This is a genomic window from Amycolatopsis keratiniphila subsp. keratiniphila, assembly GCF_001620365.2.
GTDB lineage: Bacteria > Actinomycetota > Actinomycetes > Mycobacteriales > Pseudonocardiaceae > Amycolatopsis > Amycolatopsis keratiniphila.
The window spans coordinates 200730-220658 of sequence record NZ_LQMT02000037.1; the positions used below are offsets into that span (position 1 = coordinate 200730).

General features: G+C 68.9%; 18 protein-coding genes and 2 pseudogenes. 17 read left to right on the forward strand and 3 right to left on the reverse strand.

Annotated features, from left to right (window positions below; all coding sequences use genetic code 11):
* The first annotated feature begins 3 nt into the window (after positions 1–3).
* The 16 genes from AVR91_RS34860 to AVR91_RS34930 all read left to right on the forward strand — a co-directional run bounded on the left by AVR91_RS34860 (position 4) and on the right by AVR91_RS34930 (position 17457).
* Positions 4–1206 (forward strand): beta-ketoacyl-[acyl-carrier-protein] synthase family protein, encoded by a 1203-nt coding sequence (locus AVR91_RS34860; RefSeq protein WP_063272297.1) that lies wholly within the window; start codon positions 4–6, stop codon positions 1204–1206.
* Positions 1203–2315, forward strand: coding sequence for a beta-ketoacyl synthase N-terminal-like domain-containing protein (locus tag AVR91_RS34865; RefSeq protein ID WP_063272296.1), 1113 nt, complete (start codon positions 1203–1205; stop codon positions 2313–2315). Before AVR91_RS34860 ends, AVR91_RS34865 begins: the two co-directional genes overlap by 4 nt.
* Positions 2293–3408, forward strand: a complete 1116-nt coding sequence (locus AVR91_RS34870; RefSeq protein WP_063272295.1) for a beta-ketoacyl synthase N-terminal-like domain-containing protein — start codon at positions 2293–2295, stop codon at positions 3406–3408. Before AVR91_RS34865 ends, AVR91_RS34870 begins: the two co-directional genes overlap by 23 nt.
* The gene (locus AVR91_RS34875) at positions 3405–4259 is read left to right on the forward strand and encodes a beta-ketoacyl synthase N-terminal-like domain-containing protein (RefSeq protein ID WP_063272294.1); all 855 of its coding nucleotides are present in this window, start codon (positions 3405–3407) and stop codon (positions 4257–4259) included. The genes AVR91_RS34870 and AVR91_RS34875 overlap by 4 nt, the downstream gene beginning before the upstream one ends.
* Before the next feature lie 148 nt (positions 4260–4407).
* A complete protein-coding gene (locus tag AVR91_RS34880; RefSeq protein WP_063272293.1) occupies positions 4408–5205 on the forward strand; it encodes an alpha/beta fold hydrolase in 798 nt (265 codons plus the stop codon).
* Complete coding sequence (locus AVR91_RS34885; RefSeq protein ID WP_063272292.1) at positions 5202–6122, forward strand: thioesterase family protein; 921 nt, start codon at positions 5202–5204, stop codon at positions 6120–6122. Before AVR91_RS34880 ends, AVR91_RS34885 begins: the two co-directional genes overlap by 4 nt.
* On the forward strand, positions 6119–6751 hold the full coding sequence (locus AVR91_RS34890; RefSeq protein WP_063272291.1) for a 2-hydroxychromene-2-carboxylate isomerase: 633 nt from the start codon (positions 6119–6121) through the stop codon (positions 6749–6751). The genes AVR91_RS34885 and AVR91_RS34890 overlap by 4 nt, the downstream gene beginning before the upstream one ends.
* Complete coding sequence (locus AVR91_RS44355) at positions 6748–6870, forward strand: hypothetical protein (protein ID WP_255355367.1); 123 nt, start codon at positions 6748–6750, stop codon at positions 6868–6870. The genes AVR91_RS34890 and AVR91_RS44355 overlap by 4 nt, the downstream gene beginning before the upstream one ends.
* Positions 6867–7595, forward strand: coding sequence for a class II aldolase/adducin family protein (locus tag AVR91_RS34895; RefSeq protein WP_063272290.1), 729 nt, complete (start codon positions 6867–6869; stop codon positions 7593–7595). Before AVR91_RS44355 ends, AVR91_RS34895 begins: the two co-directional genes overlap by 4 nt.
* Before the next feature lie 10 nt (positions 7596–7605).
* Complete coding sequence (locus AVR91_RS34900; protein WP_063272289.1) at positions 7606–10383, forward strand: cytochrome P450; 2778 nt, start codon at positions 7606–7608, stop codon at positions 10381–10383.
* 23 nt (positions 10384–10406) lie between these two features.
* Positions 10407–12077 (forward strand): (2,3-dihydroxybenzoyl)adenylate synthase, encoded by a 1671-nt coding sequence (locus AVR91_RS34905; RefSeq protein WP_063272288.1) that lies wholly within the window; start codon positions 10407–10409, stop codon positions 12075–12077.
* A 280-nt stretch (positions 12078–12357) separates the two neighbouring features.
* On the forward strand, positions 12358–13680 hold the full coding sequence (locus AVR91_RS34910) for an acyltransferase family protein (RefSeq protein ID WP_063272287.1): 1323 nt from the start codon (positions 12358–12360) through the stop codon (positions 13678–13680).
* 75 nt (positions 13681–13755) lie between these two features.
* A complete protein-coding gene (locus AVR91_RS34915; protein WP_063272286.1) occupies positions 13756–15495 on the forward strand; it encodes a CoA transferase in 1740 nt (579 codons plus the stop codon).
* Positions 15492–16709: an aminotransferase class V-fold PLP-dependent enzyme gene (locus AVR91_RS34920; RefSeq protein WP_063272285.1), complete on the forward strand. Its 1218-nt coding sequence runs from the start codon at positions 15492–15494 to the stop codon at positions 16707–16709. The genes AVR91_RS34915 and AVR91_RS34920 overlap by 4 nt, the downstream gene beginning before the upstream one ends.
* A gap of 26 nt (positions 16710–16735) precedes the next feature.
* Positions 16736–17137: a hypothetical protein gene (locus AVR91_RS34925; RefSeq protein ID WP_063272284.1), complete on the forward strand. Its 402-nt coding sequence runs from the start codon at positions 16736–16738 to the stop codon at positions 17135–17137.
* Between the two features lie 5 nt (positions 17138–17142).
* Positions 17143–17457 (forward strand): ankyrin repeat domain-containing protein, encoded by a 315-nt coding sequence (locus AVR91_RS34930; protein WP_063272329.1) that lies wholly within the window; start codon positions 17143–17145, stop codon positions 17455–17457.
* A gap of 66 nt (positions 17458–17523) precedes the next feature.
* On the opposite strand, the gene AVR91_RS34935 is transcribed toward AVR91_RS34930, so the two are convergent.
* On the reverse strand, positions 17524–18117 hold the full coding sequence (locus AVR91_RS34935; RefSeq protein ID WP_063272283.1) for a hypothetical protein: 594 nt from the start codon (positions 18115–18117) through the stop codon (positions 17524–17526).
* Positions 18118–18121: 4 nt separating this feature from the next.
* A pseudogene (locus AVR91_RS34940) lies at positions 18122–18292 on the reverse strand (hypothetical protein); the annotation flags it as partial.
* A 219-nt stretch (positions 18293–18511) separates the two neighbouring features.
* On the opposite strand from AVR91_RS34940, the pseudogene AVR91_RS34945 reads away from it, so the two are divergent.
* Positions 18512–19069 (forward strand): annotated as a pseudogene (locus tag AVR91_RS34945) (DUF6000 family protein); the annotation flags it as partial.
* 568 nt (positions 19070–19637) lie between these two features.
* On the opposite strand, the gene AVR91_RS43580 reads toward AVR91_RS34945, so the two are convergent.
* Positions 19638–19929 (reverse strand): hypothetical protein (locus tag AVR91_RS43580; RefSeq protein WP_211282809.1); only part of this gene is annotated, 292 nt, incomplete at its 5' end.

The window sequence follows — 19929 nt, forward strand, 5'->3', positions numbered from 1 at the left end:
ACCGTGGCCCGCGTTGTCGTTACCGGGGTCGGCCCGGTGTCGAGCATCGGGATCGGGATCGCCGCGTTCGCCGAGGCGCTCCGCACCGGCCGATCCGGGATCTCGCCCATCACCAGCTTCGACCCGGCCGGGTTCCCGCACCGGAACGCGGGCGAGGTCCAGACCTTCGATCCGGGTGCCCGGCTCCGCCGGGTCGACCCGGCGAGCTGGGGCCGGTCCAGCCAGTTCGCGGCCAGTGCCGCGCGGCTGGCGGTGGCCGACGCCCGGCTCGACCTGACGTCGGTGACGCCAGGGCGTGCCCACGCGATCATGGGCACCACCAGCGGTGAGTCCGCGGTCGCGGAGGCGCTCACCGAACAGATCATCGACGGCGGATTCGCCGCGCAGGACCCGGCCCTGCTGACCCAGCTGCCCGCCAACCGGTTGGCGAACGCGGTCAGCGAGGAACTGGAGCTCGCCGGGGAGTCGCTGACCATCGCGACCGCCTGCTCGGCGAGCAACTACGCGATCGGCTACGCCTACGACCTGCTGGCCGGCGGCGAGGCCGACGTCGTCTTCGCCGGCGGCGCCGATTCGGTGTGCCGCTGGGCGCACGCCGGGTTCTACCGGCTCGGCGCGCTGGCGAAGGACGCCTGCACCCCGTTCGACAAGGACCGCGCCGGCATCCTGACCGGCGAGGGCGGCGCCGTGCTGGCGCTGGAGACCTTGGAGCACGCCACGAAACGGGGCGCCACGATCTACGCGGAACTGCTCGGGTACGGCGTCAACTGCGACGCCATCCACCCGGTCACGCCGGACGCGCCGACGGTCGCGGAATGCATGCGCATCGCGCACCGCAATTCCGGGATCTCACCGTCCGATGTGGACTACATCTGCGCGCACGGCACAGGCACGCAGGTGAACGACCTGGTCGAGAGCAAGGCGGTGCTCGAAGTGTTCGGCGAGCGTCCGCCGCCGATCAGCTCGATCAAGTCGATGCTCGGCCACACCATGGGCGCGGCCTGCGGGTTCGGCGCGATCGCCTCGACCATCGCGATCGACCGCGGTTTCCTGCCGCCCACGGTCAACTGGACCACCGAAGACCCGGAGCTGGGTGTCGACCCGGTGCCGAACGCGGCCAGGGCGGCGAACGTGCGGGTGGTCCAGAACGACGGTTTCGCCTTCGGTGGCAACAACGCCATCGTGATGTTGGGAGCGCCAGAATGAGCGGTGTGGTGGTGACCGGCTGGAGCGCGCTGACCTCCGCGGGCGTCGGCGTGGACGCGCTGGCGAAGCGGCTCGAGCTGGCCGAGGCCGGTCAAGTCCAGAAGGGCCAGGAGATCGGCGATCTCTACGAGGAGCCCTTACCCGCGGCGAAAGGGCACTTCCTGCCGAGCTTCAGCCCGCGGGAACATCTGGGACGCAAGGGAACCAGCACCTACGACCGGGCCACCGGACTCGCCGTGGTGTGCTGCCAGGAGGCACTGCGTGAGGCCGGGGTCACCCTCGACGACGAGGTCCGGCCGCGGATCGGTGTGGTGCTCGGGACCTCGCTGGGCAGCTTCAAGTCCACCAGCGACTACACGCGCGAGACCCTCGTGCAGGAGAAGCCGTATCTGGTCAACCCGATGCTGTTCCCGAACACGGTGATGAACTGCGCCGCCGGGCAGGTCGCCATCCGGTTCGGCCTGCGCGGGGTCAACACCACCATCGCGGGCGGCACGCTCGGTTTCCTCAACGCCCTGCGCTACGCCGGCAACGCCATCGACCGTGGCCACGTCGACGTCGTGGTCGCAGGCGCGGTGGAGGAGTTCACGCCGCACCGCGCGTGGTCGACGCATCTGACCGGGGCCACCGAGGTCGTCGCCGCCGGTGAGGCGGCCGGAATGTTCGTGCTGGCCAAGGAAAACACGCCGGAATGGGCGGGTACGCGGCAGCGCGCCGGTGTCCTCGCGGTCGCCACGGCGTACGGGCCGGGCGGTGGTGACGCCGCCGAGACCGCGCTCGCCGGATGCGTGCACCGGGTGCTGGCGAAGGCGGGCGCGGATCCGTCCGAAGTGTCCACTGTGTACACAGGTGAGGCCGACGACGGCGACCGGCGTGAGTACGGCCCGATCGTCCGAGCACTCGGCCACCGTCCGAAACGGGTCATGGTCAAGCGGCTGTTCGGCGAATGCGACGCGGCTTCGGGTGCGGTGGCGCTCGGTGTCCTGCTTGCCGAAGAGCGCGATGGTCGGCCCGGCGGACTGTGCCTGCTCACCGCGCGGGGCGCGGACGGCGCTGTCGGCGCCGCCATCGTGAGGAGGTACGCCGATGGCGGTCCTGATCGCGGGTAGCGCGGTGCGCACCTGCCTCGGTTCGGGAGCGGAGACGTTCGAGGGCCTGCTTCGCGGCGCCTGCGGCGTCTCACCGCTCCGGTACGGCGATCCGGAAAAGCTGAATGTCGCCTATGGCTACCACGCCGACCTGGCCGACGAGCCGTTCCGCGCGGGACGGCTCCTCGCCGAGTGTCTGAAGGAAGCCGTCGCACAGTCCGGTGTGGACACCGCCGCCCAGCGGGTCGCCGTCCTCGTCGGTACGGGCCTTCGTGAACTGTCCGCGGTGGAACGGCTGGCGCTCACCGGGGAGACCGTGGCCGCCGATCGGCTGGACTTCGCCGACGTCGTGGCCGGAGCACTGCCCGGCGTCACGGACGTGACCACGGTCGTCAACGCGTGCAGCGCGGGCGGCCACGTGCTCGCGCTCGCACAGGATCTGCTGGAACTGGGCGAATGCGATGCCGTCGTGGTGGCCGCCGCCGACGCGATGACGCGGTCGATGCTCGCCATGGTCGGCCGGGTCGCCGAGGAACCGACCGAGCGGGTGCGCCCGTTCGATCGCGACCGCACCGGCGTGCTCCTCGGCGAGGGCGCGGCGGTGCTCGTCGTCGTGCCCGGGACCTGGGACGGCCCGGCGCTCGGCAAGGTCACCGCGACCGGCCTCTCCTGCGACGCCTACCACGCCACGGCGCCGGACATCGAGGGCATCGCCCGCGCGATGTCCGACGCCTACACGCGTGCGGGCCGCATACCGTCCGATGTGGACGTGGTGGTCGCGCACGCCACCGGCACCGCGCTCAACGACCCGGTCGAATGCGACGCGCTGCGCAAGGTCGTCCTCGGTGGCGGCGGGAATCCGCTCGTCACCGCGGTCAAGGGCGCCACGGGGCACACCTCCGGCAGTGCCGCACTGGTCAACGTGGACGTCGCGCTGCGGATCTTCGCCTCCGGCGAGATTCCCGCGGTCACCGGTCTTTCCGAGCCGCTCGACGAGGCGACCGGACTGCGCCTGGTCATCGGCGAGGCGGTCGCCGCCCGGCCGGAACTGGTGCAGGTCAACGCGTTCGGCTTCGGCGGGGTCAACGCCGTCACACTGCTGGAGCGGGTATGACCGGCCGCGCGGGGGAGACCCGCCTGCTCCTCACGGGCTGGAGCCTGCATCTGCCGAGGATCGAGGAGTTCGACGGCGCGCCGCCGGAGAAGGCCGCCACCGTCCTCGGACGGAAAGGCCTGCTGTACAAGGAACCCTCGACCCGCTTGGCGTTGTGTGCGGTCCATCGTGCCCTTGGCTGGGAGCCGGGGCAGCGGGCCGCCGGGCCGATCGAAACCGGCACCGCGGTGGTCGCGTGCAGCAACCTCGGCAACGTCGAGACGGTCGCGAAGGTCACGCGCGCGGTCGAGGCGGAAGGCGGCCGGGCGGTGAGCGTGCTCGACGCGCCCAACGTCTCACCGAACGTCGTGGCCAGCACGGTCGCGCTGTGGTTCGGTTTCGGCGGCCCGAACCTGATGCTGTGCTCCGGCAGCACGGCCGGGCACGCCGGCCTGCGGATGGCGAGCCTGCTGCTGCGCTCCGGCCGGGCGACGCGGGTGGTACTCGTCGGGGCCGAGCCCGACGACGAGATCGCCTCGATCCTGCACGACGGACCGCTGCGCGCGGGGAGCGCGTGCGCGATCCTCGAGCCCTGGCGCGAAAACTCCGGGCACGTCGTCGTCGACGTCGCCCCAAGCGAGGCCGTGCAGCGAACAGTCGGCCCGGGTGGCTTCGACGTCAAGGAACGGTGGGGCGACTTCTACGGCGCGCACGGGGTCGTGGAGCTCGCGCTCGCCGCCCACCTCGCCGTCACGGAAGGCGAAGGCCGCGTGGGCATCGGCCCGCGGCGTCCGGACGGCGGGCCGTCGGTCACCGTCACCGGGCTTGTTGGCGGAGCTGGGATGGATTCGCGAACAGGACCGAGCGCGTGAACCCGCCCCGGCCGAAGGCCCCGCCATCGCGGTGGCAGGACGCCCTGGTCGCCGTCGTGACATGGATGGTCAAGCAGCGTCCTGCCGACGTGATCGCGGACGCGGGTTCACCAACAGACACCGAGCAGAGCGATGAGATGGGGTTCCGGTGAACGGTTCGGCGGTGAAGGCGCACACGATCGCGCCCGGCAGGCCCGGTGCGCCGCTGGTGCTGTTCGCGCACGGGATGGAAGGCCACTGGAAGAGCTGGACGCCGCTGGCCGCGCACCTCGATCAGGGCTACCGGATCGTTTCGCTGGAGCTGCCGTGGAAGGCGGGCAACGACTTCCGCTGGCGCAACCGCTCCTTCGGCAAGTGGCTCGGCGACGGGCTGGAGATGGTCGGCGCCACCCCGGACGTCCTCGTGGCGCATTCGTTCGGCGCCAACGCCGCATTGGAGCTGATGTGCGCGCTCGACCCGCGCGTCGGTTCGTCGGTGGCGTTGTTCTGCCCCTTCTATCGCCTGCCCCGCTACGAGGTGACCTGGCGGATGTTCGAACGCTCGCGCGAGACGTTCACCGCCCACGTCGGCGAGGGCGTCCGCGCCCGGCTCGGCAAACGGGCGGCCTCGCTGGACCCCGAGGTCGTCGACGGCATGGTCAAGATCGCGCTGAACCGCGCCGGCCCGCTCGGCTTCGCGGCGGTGTTCGACCGCTACGCCGCGAGCGCCGACCTCCAGCTCGGCAACGTCGAGATCCCGACGAAGGTGCTGGTGGGCGGCCTGGACCCGACGCTGCCCGCCGAGTCCGCGCGCGTCCTCGCCGACGGCATGCCGGGCGCGACGCTGCACACGCTCGACCGCGGTGACCACTTCTTCCACGTCCGCTACGCCCGGTACGCCGCGGCCGAGGTGACCGGCCTCGTCGAAGACGTCCGGACCCTTCCGAAGGTAGGTGAACTCCGATGACCGCAGTCCTGCGGCCAAGCCGGACCGTCACGCACGGCCGCCCCGCGTTCGAGGGCGCCAACATCCGCACCTGGATCGGTTTCAAGCACTTCATGTACCTGGTCGAGCAGGGTGTCCTGCAGTGGCTGCGCGACCAGGGCACGAGTGCGCGCGACCTCTTCCTGGAGCACGGTCTCGGCGCGGAGATCGTCGACTGCTCGGTGCAGTTGCCCGCGGTGCTGGAACTCGACGACGAGGTCGAGGTCGAGGTCACGCCCGGGCGCGGCGACAAGCTGAACGTCCAGCTCTCGGTGGTCCGTGGCGGCGAGAAGGTCACCGTGCTGCGCGGCAAGGTCACCGTCGCGCTCGTCCGCGAGCGGGCCGCCGACAGCCGGGCCGCCGCTCCGGAGGGCTTGGCGCACCTGGAAATCCCGGCGCTGGAGTCCACTGTGGAGAGGATCGCGATCCCCGACGGCGAGACCGCCGAATCGGTGCTGACCGCCTCGCCGGGCGCGTTCCTGTGGTCATGGCGTGCCCCGTACTTCTACTGCCACTACTCCGACCGCGTCCAGCACTCCGGGTTCGTCCGGACGCTGGAGGAGGTCGTCGACCGGTACCTGGCCGACCGCGGTATCTCCGTCGGCCGCATGCTGTCCGAACGCGCCTGGATCCCGGTCGTCTCCCGCGCCCGCGTGCGGCTGCTGGAGGACGCGCGGATGGAGGAGACGGTGCACACCGTCTTCACCGTCACCGACATCCTGCGCGGCGTCATGTTCGACGGCCGCATGGACTGCTATGTCCAACGTGGACAGGAGCTCGTCCCGGTCGCCACCGCCCAGATCCTGCACGGCTACGCCATCGCGGCCGGGCCGGGCGCGGGCGGCATGGCCGAACTGGACGAGGGTGTCGTGCACGCGCTGATCGGGGACCGGACGTGAGCCGGCCCGCCAAGCTGTACTTCTCGCTGCGCAGCCCGTACAGCTGGCTCGCGATCAACAAGCTGCGCGACGAGGTACCCGGCGCCCTCGAACAGCTGGAGTGCTACCCGTACTGGGATCCGGACACGGTGACCGGCGCCGGCCTCGACGAGCGCGGCGGCGAGTTCCACTACGTGCAGATGAGCCGCGCGAAGCATCTGTACATGCTGATGGACACCAAACGGATCGCCGAGGCGCAGGGCCGCAAGATGGCCTGGCCGATCGACATCGAGCCGTGGTGGGAGCTGCCGCATCTGGCCTGGCTGCGGGCACGCCGCGAGGGTGTCGAGTGGCCGTTCTACGACGCGCTGAACGAGGCGCGCTGGGGCCGCGGCGACAACATCTGCGAGCCGGACATCGTGCGCGCGGCGGCCGAGCAGGCCGGGCTCGATCCGGAGCTGGCCGTCGCCGCGGTCGACGACCCGGAGATCCGCGCCGAGGGCGTCGACTGCCTCTACCAGGCCTATCTCGACGACATCTTCGGCATCCCCTACTTCAAATGGGGCCGGCACCGCTACTGGGGATTCGACCGGCTGGACGGCTTCCTCGGGGTCTGGCGGCCGACCGTGCGAGAGGAACGAGCGGCATGAGCGAGGACCAGGAAGCCACGGTCACCGAGCTGCCCACCGATCAGTGGTACGGCGTGCCGTCCGAACTGCTGGACGAGGGCGCCGCCTACGACTGGGACAGCCCGGGCGGCTGCGGATGAGAACCGTCGAAGAGGAACGGCTCTACCGCAAACAACGGCTGGCGGCGACCATGCGGCTGTTCGCGGTGCGCGGTTTCGACGAGGGCGCGGGCGGGCACGTGACCGCCCGCGACCCCGGCGATCCGGACCGGTTCTGGATCAACCCGTTCGGTGTCCACTTCGGACACGTCCGGGTCAGCGATCTGTTGCTGGTCGACGGCCGGGGCGAGATCGTCGAGGGCGACGGGCGGATCAACCCGGCCGGGTTCGTCATCCATTCGCACGTCCACGCCGCGCGGCCCGACGTCGTCGCGGTCGCGCACGCGCATTCCACCTACGGGCGCGCGTGGGCGGCGCTCGGCCGCAAACTCGACCCGATCACCCAGGACGCGTGCGCGTTCTACGAGGACCACGAGGTCTTCGACGAATTCGGCGGCGTGGTGCTGGATTCCGACGAGGGCAAGCGGATCGCGGTCCGGCTCGGCACGGGCAAGGCGGTGATCCTGCGCAACCACGGGCTGCTCACGGTCGGCGGCACGGTGCAGGAGGCGGCCTGGTGGTTCACCACCATGGACAGCTCGTGTCACGTGCAGTTGCTCGCGGAGGCGGCCGGGAACCCGGTGAAGATCGAGCCCGAGGTCGCGCGGCACACCGCGTCGACCATCGGGACGCCGGGGATGGGGCGGCTCAACTTCCGGCCGTTGTACGCCGATCTGGTGCGCCGCCAACCGGATTTGCTCGACTGAGGGGAAGGTCATGCCGGCTCTACTGAACGACTACATCGCCGAAGGCGGTACCGGGACCGCGATCGCCGACGAGGCGGGCGCGGTCGGCTGGCGCCTGCTGGGAGAGCGGGTGAACCGCTGGATCGCCCTGCTGCGGGACCGCGGGCTCGGCGAGGGAGACCGGCTGGCCTGTGTGCTCGGCAATCGCCGGGAGACCTTCGAGGTCCTGCTGGCGTGCCTGCATTCCGGGATCACCGTGGTGCCGGTCAACTGGCATCTCACCGATCCCGAGATCGCCTACATAGTCTCGGATTCCGGCAGCAAGGCCCTGGTCGTCGAGCCCTCGTACGCCGAAACGGCGGGCCGCGCGGTGGCCAGGTCCACCGGGGAATGCACGACGCTGCTGGTCACCGGCTCCGCGGCCGAGTCCGGGTTCGAAGCGGTGGAACCGTTGCTGGCCCTGATGTCCGCGGCCGAGCCGGAAGGACAGACCTGCGGTGCCACGATGTTGTACACGTCGGGGACCACCGGGGCGCCGAAAGGCGTGGTGAACGGCCTGTTCGTGGTCGGCGCGCCGTTCTCCAGAGTGGCGAAGCTGACACGGTACGCGCACGTCGTCCTCGATGTCCCTTCGCGTGAACGGTGCCTGCTCGACGGGCCCTGGTACCACTCGTCCCAGCTGTTCTTCTCCCTGCTCGGGCTCCTGCTTGGCTCGACACTGGTGATCCGCCGGTCCTTCGACCCCGAGTCCACTTTGGACATCATCGACCGGGAGCGGATCACCGCCGCGCATCTGGTGCCGACCCAGTTCATCCGCCTGCTGCGGCTGCCGTCCGAGGTCCGTGAGCGGTTCTCGGGGGCGAGCCTCGGTCGCGTGTGGCACGGCGGCGGGCCGTGCTCTCCGGACGTCAAACGCCGGATGATCGACTGGTGGGGCCCCGTGCTGACGGAGTACTACGGTGCCACGGAGGGCGGCGCCGTCACGCTCACCGGCTCGCGCGACTGGCTCGCGCATCCCGGCAGCGTCGGCAAGGCCGTGCCGCCGAACGAGATCGTGATCCTCGGCGAGGACGGCACTCCGCAACCGCCGGGCGCCACCGGGCAGGTGTTCGTCCGCCGGGTCAAGGGGCAGAGCTTCTCGTACCACAACGCGCCCGAGAAGACGCGGTCCGCGCATCTGGAGCCGGGCACCTTCACCTTCGGCGACGTCGGCCACCTCGACGAGGACGGTTTCCTCTATCTCACCGGGCGCGCGCAGGACATGATCGTCTCCGGCGGGGTGAACGTCTACCCGGCCGAGATCGAGGCCGTGCTGATCAACCATCCCGCGGTCCAGGACGTCGCGGTGATCGGCGTCCCCGACGACGAGTTCGGTGAGCGCGTCGCGGCCGTCGTGGAGGTCACCGCCGACGCGCCCGAAGACCTGTTCGCCGTGCTGGACCCGTTCTGCCGCAAGTCTTTGGCGGGGTTCAAGACACCCAGGTCGTACCACGTCATCCCGCGGTTGCCCCGCGAGGCGACCGGCAAGCTCCGCAAGGACGTGCTGCGCAAGAGCTTCGCGGGGATCGGGATCGAGCGGCCCGACATCGCGCATCCCGCGACGTTCGCCGACGGCGTGCCGCACGCGGAGTTCGCCCGCCGCCGGGAGACCGAGCCGGTGGCGTGGACCCCTGAACCGTTGCTGACCAGGCATTCCAGCGCCGGCAGTACCACTCAGCGCGGTTCCGGCTATTGGGCGGTGACGCGGTACGACGACGTCTACTCGGTGTCACGGCGTCCGGAGGAGTTCTCATCCGCGGCCAAGGGCGCCTTCCTGCCCGACCCGCGCACCCCGGGCGATCTCAAGCAGACCCGGCAGCTGCTGGTCAGCATGGACGGCCCGGAGCACGTCCGGATCCGCCGTCTCGTCGCGACGGTGTTCACCCCCAAGTCGGTCCGCGGATTGAGCGACAGCATCGCCGGGCACGCGCGGCGGCTGGTGGAGAAGGTCACCGACGGCGCGGAGTTCGACGCCGTCGCCGACTTCGCCGCCGAGTTGCCGCTTCTGGTCCTCTGCGACCTGCTCGGATTCCCGCCGGAGGACCGGCACCTGCTCTACCGCTGGAGCAACGCGCTGGTCGGTTTCGACGATCCGGAGTTCGGTGGCGGCGACGTCGAGGCCTACCGCCGGACGTTCGCGGAGGCGTTCGCCTACGCGATGAAGCTCGGCCTGAACCGGCGCGAAACCCCGACCGACGATCTGATCAGCCGCCTGGTCAACGCCGAGGTCGACGGGAAACACCTGTCGGACCGGGAGTTCTGCAGCTTCTGGCTGTTGCTGGTGGTCGCGGGCAACGAGACCACCCGTCACCTGATCTCCGGTTCGCTGGAAGCACTGGTGAACAACCCGGCCGAACGCGACCGGCTGGTGTCCGGTGAGGTACCGGTGGCCACCGCGGTCGACGAGCTGATCCGCTGGGTCACGCCGATCATGCAGTTCCGCCGCACCGCCGTGCGGGACACGGAGATCGCCGGGCAGCCGGTGGCCGAGGGCGACAAGGTCGTCGTCTACTACACCTCGGCCAACCGCGATCCGGCCGTGTTCACCGACCCGGACCGCCTCGACCTCGGCCGCGACCCCAACCCGCACCTGTCCTTCGGTATCGGCCCGCATTTCTGCCTCGGCGCGCATCTGGCCCGGCTGGAGATGGCGACGCTGCTGACCGAACTGCTGCCGCATCTCTCGCGCCTGCGCCTGACCGGGCCGGTGACCCGGCTCGAGTCGAACTTCGTCAACGGCGCAAAGTCCATGCCCGCCCGCTTCGGATGAGTCCACGAGAAAGGGAGGCCGTCGTGCCCTCGAAACCTGTCCAGCCGAGCCGCGCGGGAACGGTGCCCTGGCCCGCCGACCTCGTCGAGCGTTACGTCGCCGAAGGCCACTGGAAGGGCCAGGCGCTCGCCTCGCGCTTCGTGGCCGCCGCCGACGCGACCCCGGACGTCGAGGCGCTGACCGACGGCGACTTCCGGCTGACGTACGCCGAGCTCCTGTCCCGTGTGGACGGTGCCGCCCAGCGGCTGCGGACGCTGGGACTCCGGCCCGACGACCGGCTCCTGGTCCAGCTGCCCAACGGCTGGGAGTTCGTGGTGCTGACGCTGGCGTGCTTCCGGCTCGGTGTCATCCCGGTGATGGCGCTGATCCAGCACCGCAGGCACGAACTGTCCTACCTCGCCGAGCTGTCCGAGGCGCGCGCGATCGCCGTGCCGGACCGGGTGAAGGACTTCGACCACCAGGAGCTGGCGGCCGGGATCGCCGCCGGGGCCGAGACCATCGAGCACGTCATCGTCGCCGGTGACGTCCGCGACGGGCACGTGGACCTACGTGCGCTGTGTGCCCCGGCCGCGGATCCGGCCGCGGCGCGCGCCGAACTGGACGCGCTGACGCCCGACCCGCGATCGGTCGCGCTGCTGATCCTTTCCGGTGGTACCACGGGGCTGCCGAAGCTCATCGCACGCACCCACGACGACTACGCCTGCTATGTCGACGGATCCGCCGACGCGTTCGGCTTCGACGCGTCGTCGGTGTATCTCGCTGTGCTGCCGTTCGGGCACAACTATCCGCTGAGCGCGATCCTCGGCGTGCTGTGGGCAGGCGGCCGCGTGGTCGTCTCGCCGTCGCCGTCCCCGCGGGACTCGCTGGGCGCGATCGAAGCCGAACGCGCCACGGTGACGTCGGTGGTGCCGGCGATCGTGGTGCGCTGGCTCGAATACCGCGAAGCCGACAAGCACCACGACCTGTCGTCGTTCAAGGTGCTGACGCTGGGCGCCGCGCGGTTGCAGGACCAGCTGGTCCGCCAGATCAGCACGGTGTTCGGCTGCACGCTGCAGCAGGGCTACGGGATGGCGGAGGGGCTGACCAACCTCACCCGGCTGGACGACCCGTTCGACATCACCTGCGACACCCAGGGCCGCCCGATCAACCCGGCCGACGAACTGCGTGTCGTCGACCCCGACGGGAACCCTGTCCCGCCGGACGAGCAGGGCGAGCTGATCACCCGCGGCCCGTACACGATCCGTGGCTACTACCGCGCGCCCGAGCACAACGAGCGCGCCTTCACTCCGGACGGCTGGTACCGCACGGGCGACGTCGTGCGGCTGCGGCCGGACGGCTACGTCGTCGTCGAAGGGCGCACCAAGGACGTGATCAACCGCGGCGGCGAGAAGATCGCGGCCGAGGAGGTCGAATCCTTCGCCTACCAGCTCGATTCGGTGGAGATGGCGGCCTCGGTCGCGATGCCGGACCCGGTGCTCGGCGAGCGCGGCTGCCTCTACGTGGTGCCGACGCCCGGCGCCTCCGTCGCCCTGCAGGACGTCATCGACGTCATGGAGACGGCGGGGGTCGCCCGGTTCAAACTCCCCGAACGGCTGGTGATCGTCGACGCGATGCCGCGTACCCCGATCGGCAAAATCGACAAGAAGGTGCTGCGGGCGGACATCGCGCGACGGCTCGAAGAAGAAGCCGCCTGACACTCGCTCGTGGGTGGTGGCGGGTTGTGAAAGCCACTTTCGCAACGTTGAAGGTTGCGAAAGTGGCTTTCGCAACGTCTGCGTCCGACAGCGACAAACCACACAGCCGGGTACTCGCGACCTTTTTCACGACGCGCATTCTCGCAGAATGGAATAAGACGAGCCCGTTCCCACAATGCGAAGCTTGCAGTGCAGCCGGTTTCCGGCCCGGGTTCCGCCGCGTGACGTGGAAATGCTCGAACGCGGTTCACCCCCATCGCTTTGGGAGAAAGGACGCACAATGAGCGTTACCGCAACGCGGCAAGGCGGGCCGCCCGCAGCCGCGGAAAAGCCGGCCAAACAACGCTATCTGGCCGTCGACGGCCTGCGCGGGGTCTGCGCGCTGGCCCTGCTCTTCACGCATGTCGCGATGATCGCGGGGGTGCTGGGCACCAAGGAACTCGGCGGCACGATCGCTTCGACCAGTGCCGTCGGCGGGTTCTTCACCGGCGGGCTCCAGATCTTCGCGGGCGTCTTCTTCGTGCTCACGGGTATGTTCGTCTACCAGGGATTCGCGAAGTCGGTCATCAACGGAACCCCGCGCAAACGCGAAGGCACCGTCATCCGCCGTGTGCTACGCCTGCTCCCCGCGTACTACGCGATGTACTTCGTGGTCCTCATCGCGCTGAACCTCCAGCAGATCGACAGCGTGTGGGACGTCTTCCGGCCGTTGGCGCTGCTGCACATCTACGACTGGGACGGCTGGAGCAACGGCATGGAGATCACCTGGACCGTGCCGGACATGGCACAGTTCTATCTCCTGCTGCCGCTGCTGGCCTGGGCGACCTTCAAGTTCGCCTCCCGCGGCAAGACCGCCCGGGCGCGGGCGTACCGGATGATGCTTCCCGTGCCGCTGCTGTTCGCCGCCGGTATCGCCTGGCTGCTGTACTCGCAGATGAACGGGCTCGGCACCCGCGCGCTGTTCTGGTACCCGATGGGCCTGATGCCGGAGGTCGCGATCGGCATGGTCATCGCGATCTGGCTGGAACTGCAGAAGGCCTCGCCGAACGAGGCACCCAAGCTGCTCACCTTCGCCGGCCGCCACCGCGTCCTGTTCCTCGGTATCGCGCTCACCTGCCTGCTGATCAACTGTGCCCGTCCCGGCAGTGAAATCGGCATGGACGATTACTACAGTCTCACCGCATTAGGGATCTTCTACGGTCTCTTGGCCATTCTTTCGGCGAGCCTGTTGCTTTCGATGGTCGCACCCGGACCCGAGTCGCGCGTGATCCGCGCGGTGTTCACCAACCGGGTGATCCTGTTCGTCGGCAAGATCTCCTACGGCGTCTACCTGTGGCAGTTCGCGGTGATGCACTTCTACCTGCAGAAGCCGAATGCCTACTTCAACGGGGAACCGATGCCGTTGATGCTGATCCGCGCCGGTACCGGCTTCTGGGAACTGCAGCTGGTCACCCTGGTCGGCACGATCATCCTGTCGACGATCTCGTACTACGTGCTGGAACGTCCGTTGATGAACTGGGGCGAGCGGGTCATCAAGCGCCGTGCCGCCCGCAAGGCCGCTGCCGCGTTGCCGCGGCAGCGTGAGGAATCGGTCCCGGTCTAGTCCCTTGCTCGTCGATCCGCCGGCCTGGTGTCCGCCACAAGCGGACGCCAGGCCGTTCCCGCATGGAGGTTCGCCGTGTCGTTTTCCGCGCCCTTGAAGGGTTTCCAAGCCCAGCTCCCCGGATCCGGCTCGGTCGTCGAGACGGTTCTCGACCGGCTGCGGATGCTGGAGGCCGACGTCGGTGGCGGGCCACCCGGCGTCTTCGGCCTGAGCGGGCCGGGCGTCTCGGTCGAGGCATGTCCGCGCGAGCAGTCCCCGGAGAACCTCGTACAGGCCGACTGCGGGATCATGGCGCTGCACGGTCGTTCCGAGGCGCAGCCGCGGCCGCTGGGTGTCGACTACGTTTCGATCCTCACCGGAATCGCCACCGTCCAGGGCATGCTGGCCGCGACGTTGGCTCAACTGCGCGGAAATCCCGTGTCCCGCATCGAGCTCGACGCGGACGGCGTCGCGTTGCTCGCCGTCGGGCAGTACATCGCCGCGGCCACCGCGGACGAGGATCCCGAGGGCTACGAAGACCTGCCGTCGACGGCGCGGCCGCCGTTCGTCTCGGCCGATGGGATCGCGTTCGAGGTCGAGTCCTTCAGCGGTGAGGCCTGGCAGGGATTCTGGTCCTCGCTGGGAGCACCGGAGCGCGCGATCGCGCGTGGCTGGCGGCCGTTCCTCCTCCGTTATGAGCGCGCGTCGGCGGTGCTTCCGCGCGAGCTGCACGAGGCGGCCGGGTCCACGTCGTTCGAGGAGATCCGCGCGATCGCCGCGTCGACCGGGATGCACGTCTGTCCTGTTCGGACAGTGTCAGAACGGCGCGCCGACCCGGACGCGGGCTTGCCCCCATGGACACTTCGCGCCGGACGGGCGGCGTCGCCGGGACCCGGTGCCGACACCGGTCTGCCGCTCGCCGGGATCCACGTCGTCGAGTCGACCCGCCGAGTGCAGGGCCCGTTGGCGACCAGGTTGCTGTCGTTGCTCGGCGCGACCGTCACCCGGATCGAACCGCCGGGCGGCGATCCGCTGCGGGGTATGCCGCCGATGGCCGGTGACTGCTCGGCGAAGTTCCGTGTGCTCAACGACGGCAAGCGGATCGTCGAGATCGACTTCAAATCGGCCGCCGGCCGCGACGAGGTCATGGACCTGATCCGCGACGCCGACGTGTTCCTGCACAACTGGGCACCGGGCAAGGACCTCGAACTCGGCCTGGACGCGACCGCGATGCGCGCGGTGAACCCCGGGTTGGTCTACGCGGCCGCGTGCGGCTGGGGCGACGCACTGGGGACGCGGCCACCCGCCGGTACGGACTACATGGTCCAGGCCTACTCCGGAGTGGCCGACGCGCTGACGCCCGCAGGCGAACCGCCGCGCCCGACGTTGATGATCATGGTGGATATCGCGGGCGGATTCGTTTCGGCGGAAGGGATCCTGGCCGCGCTGGTGGCCCGTCAGCGCACCGGCCGGGGCGGCTCGGTCACGACGTCGCTGCTCGCGGCGGCCGACGCCCTCCTGCGCGAGCCGTCCCCCGCCGCCGTCGACGGTGTCTTCGCCGCGGCCGACGGGCTCCTCGCGATCGTGACCGAAGACGTCGAAGCCCTGTGCTCGAAGCTGGACATCCCCGTGCCGCCGCCGGAAGAACTGGCGGACGCGATCACCAAGGCGCTGGGCACGCGGCCGGTGGCGGACTGGGACGGCAGGCTGGGCCCGATCGCGGTGCCGGTCCGGCGGGATCTGGGCAGTCTCGTCTCGCGCCATCCCGCGCGGTTCGAACGGAACGGCTGTGCGATCGCCGGTTCGCCGTGGATCTTCGGAGGAGCTTCGTCATGAGTGGGAACACACTGGGGGTGCTGGGCTCCGACGTCAAGGTGGGGCTGGCCGACGGGACGAAGATCGCCTACGCCAACCTGGACTACGCGGCCAGCGCGCCCTGCCTGCGCGAAGTGGCCGACGTGGTGGGAGAACTGCTCCCGCTCTACGCGAGTGTGCACCGGGGCGCGGGCGCGCTTTCCCAGCTGTGCACGGAAAAATACGAGCTCGCCCGGGCGTCCGTCACCGCCTTCCTCGGATGCCGCGCCGACGACGTGGTCGTGTTCACCCGCAACACCACCGACGCGCTGAACCTGCTGGCCCACGCCGTTCCGCCGGACACCGTGGTCGTCACGTTCGGAGGCGAGCACCACGCGAACCTCCTGCCATGGAGCGAAGTCGTCCGGCTTCCGGCGCCTTCTTCACCGGCGAGCGCGGTTTCCGCCGTGGAGACCGCGCTCGCCGCACAGACCGCCGGGCGTCCGGTCCTGCTTGCCGTCACCGGCGCGTCCAACGTGACCGGCGAGGTCTGGCCGCTCGCCGAACTGGCCGCCACCGCCCACCGCTTCGGCGCCCGCATCGCGGTCGACGCCGCCCAGCTCGCGCCGCACCGGCGGATCGACGTCGTCGCACTCGGCCTCGACTACGTGGCCTTCTCCGGCCACAAGCTGTACGCCCCGTTCGGCGTCGGCGTACTCGCCGGCCGCGCCGACTGGCTGGACCGCGCGCGGCCGTACCTCGCGGGTGGCGGGGCCACCGCCCACGTCGGGGACAGACCCGACGACGTCGACTGGGCGACCGGCGCCGCACGACACGAGGCGGGCTCCCCGAACGTCATCGGCGCGGTGGCGCTGGCGGCCGCGTGCGATGCCCTCGCCGCGGCGGACCTGGAGGCGCTCCAAGCCGACGAAGACGCACTCACGACCCGTCTGCACGACGGCCTGGCGGAAATCCCCGAGGTCCGGATCCTGGGCCGGGGCTGGCCGGACAGACTGGGCATCGTGTCGTTCACCGTCGACGGCGTCGAGACCCGCACCGTGTCCACCCGGCTGGCCGAGGAATTCGGCATCGGCGTGCGCGACGGCTTGTTCTGCGCCCACCCGTTCACCCGGCGGCTGCTGGACCAGGCGGGCGCGACCGCGCCGACGGCGGTGCGCGCGAGCATCGGCATCGGCACGACTCCCGAGCACATCGATCGCCTGATCGACGGCGTCCGGGCGATCGCCGGGTCCTGAGCGCCGGACTCGATAGGGTACGCGTCATGATCGAGGCGAGAGACGTGGCCGAGGCTCTCTCCGTTCACGGGGTCATCGGCTGGTATCGCATCGCCGTGGGTCGAAGTGTCCTGAGCGGTCTCGTCGGCCCGCCGGTGATCGTGTGGCGCTACCTCGAGCCCTCCGCGGTCGTTCGGAGAGGTATTTCCGAACGTGTGGAAGGATTTTCCGGCGCGGTGGAGTGGGTATTCAGTTGCGAATATCGAAACTGGACACTGATGCCGTCCAAGGTCCGTGACGCCTACGCGAAGGCTGAGCCAACCTATGTCAACGTTTTGCCGGATCTGGCCGCCTCCGACCAGGATTTCTGCCTGGCGGCCAACGCCGAGCTCGTCCCTTTGCTGGACTCGATAAAAAATATCGAGTCAGATTCAGGAAACTGGGTGTGAACGATATGAGCCCCACTCACCGGGCCGTCGAGATGTGCGACCTTCCGCTGCTGCGTGAACTCCTCGACGGCGGCGCCGACATCAACGAAGAGCATGGCGGCCTCACGTTGCTGCACCATGCCATCGACGTCGAGATCGACAGTCACACGCAGACGGGCGAGCCGCTGCACGTGGACGTCACGGCTTACTTGCTGGCGCGAGGAGCGGATCCGAAGCGCCGTTCCGATGGCGGTTGTGGCGTCAGCGCTGAGCACATGGCCTTCGTGAGCCGTCATTGGCTGGCGTCGGCCCTCTTCGAGGCGTGGACGTCCAGGCCCTGATGCTTGAGTGTGCAGCTGACGGTGGATGACGCGTCGAAAATCGGAGAGGCTCGACTTCTGGACTCGTCAATGCGTGTCGTGGGCCCGTTGTCGCCGTTCTCGGGTGGTTCGCTCGAGTGTGGTGACGTCGGTGAGCCAATCCGAGGCGTGTGGTTCGGTCGCTGTCGAAGTGTGGCCGCTGGCGTGTTCTGGTGCTCGCCAGAACTGGATGAGGAACTTTTCGATGCCTCGGATGGGTTGGTCGCCGGCGGTCGTCGCGGCGTGGTCGATCATGCGTCTGGTGCGGTCTCGGTCGGTGGTGTGAGCGCGTACGTGATACGAGCCTGGTGTCTCCAGGTCGAAGGTGCCGAAGATTTCTTCGCGTGCGGGATTCAGGATGTTGAGGGCGCCGCTGGAGAAGTGGCACCGCCGCTGCTGGTGGACTTCCCAGCCGGGCCCGGGGGAAGGCGGCGTGGTGGTCCACCGCTGAAGCAGCGCTTCGGGGACGTGCCATTCCCCCGAAGCGCTGCAGACAGCGATCTGGTTGTGGGTGGTGAGCAGCCAGTCGTCAGCCTCCTCGAAGGCCGGGAAAGCCGGCGGGTCGATGTCTTCGTCTTCGATGAGGAAGTGCCCTTCGACGATCCTGACCTGGATGGTGGCCTGAGCAATCGGCTGGCTCATAAGCTCAATCTATGATGTTGACGTAGTAGCTGTCCATGTCGCGGTAGAGCATGCGATCCCAAAAGACATACCAACGCAGATAGCCGCCGGCGCGCGTGTTCTCGCGGCCGTTCACGGCTTTCGCGGAGAAGTCCCAGTCGGCACTGGCGGCGCCTTCCATGGTCGAGGCGAACGGGTATTCGTCGCACTGCTACCGGGAGTTGTTCGAGCATATCAAGCGTCGGCGAACTGCGAGTTCAATGAGGTCGTAACATCTCTGAATTTCGTAGGGTGAACGTCGGGAAATGTTGTTATTCGAATAGGTGCCGCTGCGGAGCCTTTGGCTCTCGGTCGGCTGCCACAGGTGGAGCGCCGGGAGTGAAGTGGAGAAGCCAAGAACAAGACACCGGGACGGCGTTACCACCGACTCGGTGGAGGACTGCTGCGGCCCGAGATCGCCGGCCGAGCCGCGTTCCTGCGGGAGCTGTCGGAGGCTACCTCGCGCGTCATCGACTCGGAACTCGAGGTACTGCTGGACAAGGGCGAGTGGCGCGAACGCAAGACCGCCCCGCATCGGTTCATGGCGGTAAACGGCCGGATCCGGTTTCGCGACACACTCGGTGCTCTTCTCCTCGCCGGCGAAAGCCCTAACGCCGGCGGGGCGTACTGCGTCGCCCTGACCTGCCTCGGCACCGAAGCCGACGCGGCCTACCTCATCGCCTACCTCGACCGGTATCTGCTCCGTCCGGACCTCGACTACGACCAGAGCGAAGCACTGGGCGCGCTCTTGTGCCTTGACGAGGCACTTGGAACCGACCACGCCACACGCTTCATCGAACCCCGCGGCCTCTGGTGGCGATTCTGCACCGACGTCCCCGCGGGAGTCGTCGTACCTTCACCGCGACACGCACAGCGGTTCATCGGCCAGATGTGCGACCTCGCCACGGAAAGTGCGCGCTCCGGATCACCTTGAGGCCACAACGACCGCCTCGACCCCTGCCGGGGTGGGAGTGAACATCGGCACTTGCCGACGAGCGTGTCGCTGAGCTGCGGCGGCGCACGTGGAGCTGGCTAAATGCGCGAGGCAGCCATTAGCGGGTTTATGTCATGAACGACGGTAGGTCAACAGCTGAATCGCTGTTCACCAGTGTGCCCTCGGCAGGATTCGAACCTGCGACACCTGCCTCCGGAGGGCCGTTAAACGCCTTAACTATGACCTCTACCAGCGACTATAGCATCACGCGGGACCGCAGAGGCCTCAGAAATCCCACCAGATCACCCTGGTTCATGTCACAAAACATGTCACGAAAACCCAGTTAGACAAGCTCGGCAGAATTCACTCAAGCGAGGGAGACGTCGGGCTTCACTCGGGCAGCCGGACGCTTGGTTCGTCCGAAGTTGGTGTCGCGGTGCTGCCCGGAGGTAAACCTCGCGTTGGATAGTTGGACATGCGTATGCGGCTACCAGGATGGCTCGTCGTCTGGTAGCGACCATCGGTCACGCGCTCTCATGCCATCGTGCAGGACGTATCCAATGCCGACTCACCGTCTGCGCTCTAGACTCCGAGTCGGATCGGCATATGGTTCTTCGGACGACGTGATCGAACCTAGCTCGTTGTAGTAAAGCTCGTATGGCTGCAGGTCCACCAAACGGTTCTGGCTGTCGATGCATGCCGCCCGCAGAAACAGCCAGGCATCCCCGGTCGAATACAGCAACGTGTTCCTGACTGGTGACCATGACGCCGTTGAGGTTCTGGTGAACGCTGCCATCAGCAAGTCTTGCTGTCCTGTGCCCGTATCCCAGATCCGCGTAGTGCCGTCGTCGCTGGCGGTG

Coding starts and splice junctions, on each gene's coding strand:
- AVR91_RS34865 (WP_063272296.1), top strand. CDS start 1,203: ATGAGCGGTGTGGTGGTGACCGGCTGGAGCGCGCTGACCTCCGCGGGC.
- AVR91_RS34925 (WP_063272284.1), top strand. CDS start 16,736: ATGATCGAGGCGAGAGACGTGGCCGAGGCTCTCTCCGTTCACGGGGTC.
- AVR91_RS34895 (WP_063272290.1), top strand. CDS start 6,867: ATGAGAACCGTCGAAGAGGAACGGCTCTACCGCAAACAACGGCTGGCG.
- AVR91_RS44355 (WP_255355367.1), top strand. CDS start 6,748: ATGAGCGAGGACCAGGAAGCCACGGTCACCGAGCTGCCCACCGATCAG.
- AVR91_RS34920 (WP_063272285.1), top strand. CDS start 15,492: ATGAGTGGGAACACACTGGGGGTGCTGGGCTCCGACGTCAAGGTGGGG.
- AVR91_RS34900 (WP_063272289.1), top strand. CDS start 7,606: ATGCCGGCTCTACTGAACGACTACATCGCCGAAGGCGGTACCGGGACC.
- AVR91_RS34935 (WP_063272283.1), bottom strand. CDS start 18,117: ATGAGCCAGCCGATTGCTCAGGCCACCATCCAGGTCAGGATCGTCGAA.
- AVR91_RS34930 (WP_063272329.1), top strand. CDS start 17,143: ATGAGCCCCACTCACCGGGCCGTCGAGATGTGCGACCTTCCGCTGCTG.
- AVR91_RS34870 (WP_063272295.1), top strand. CDS start 2,293: ATGGCGGTCCTGATCGCGGGTAGCGCGGTGCGCACCTGCCTCGGTTCG.
- AVR91_RS34885 (WP_063272292.1), top strand. CDS start 5,202: ATGACCGCAGTCCTGCGGCCAAGCCGGACCGTCACGCACGGCCGCCCC.
- AVR91_RS34910 (WP_063272287.1), top strand. CDS start 12,358: ATGAGCGTTACCGCAACGCGGCAAGGCGGGCCGCCCGCAGCCGCGGAA.
- AVR91_RS34875 (WP_063272294.1), top strand. CDS start 3,405: ATGACCGGCCGCGCGGGGGAGACCCGCCTGCTCCTCACGGGCTGGAGC.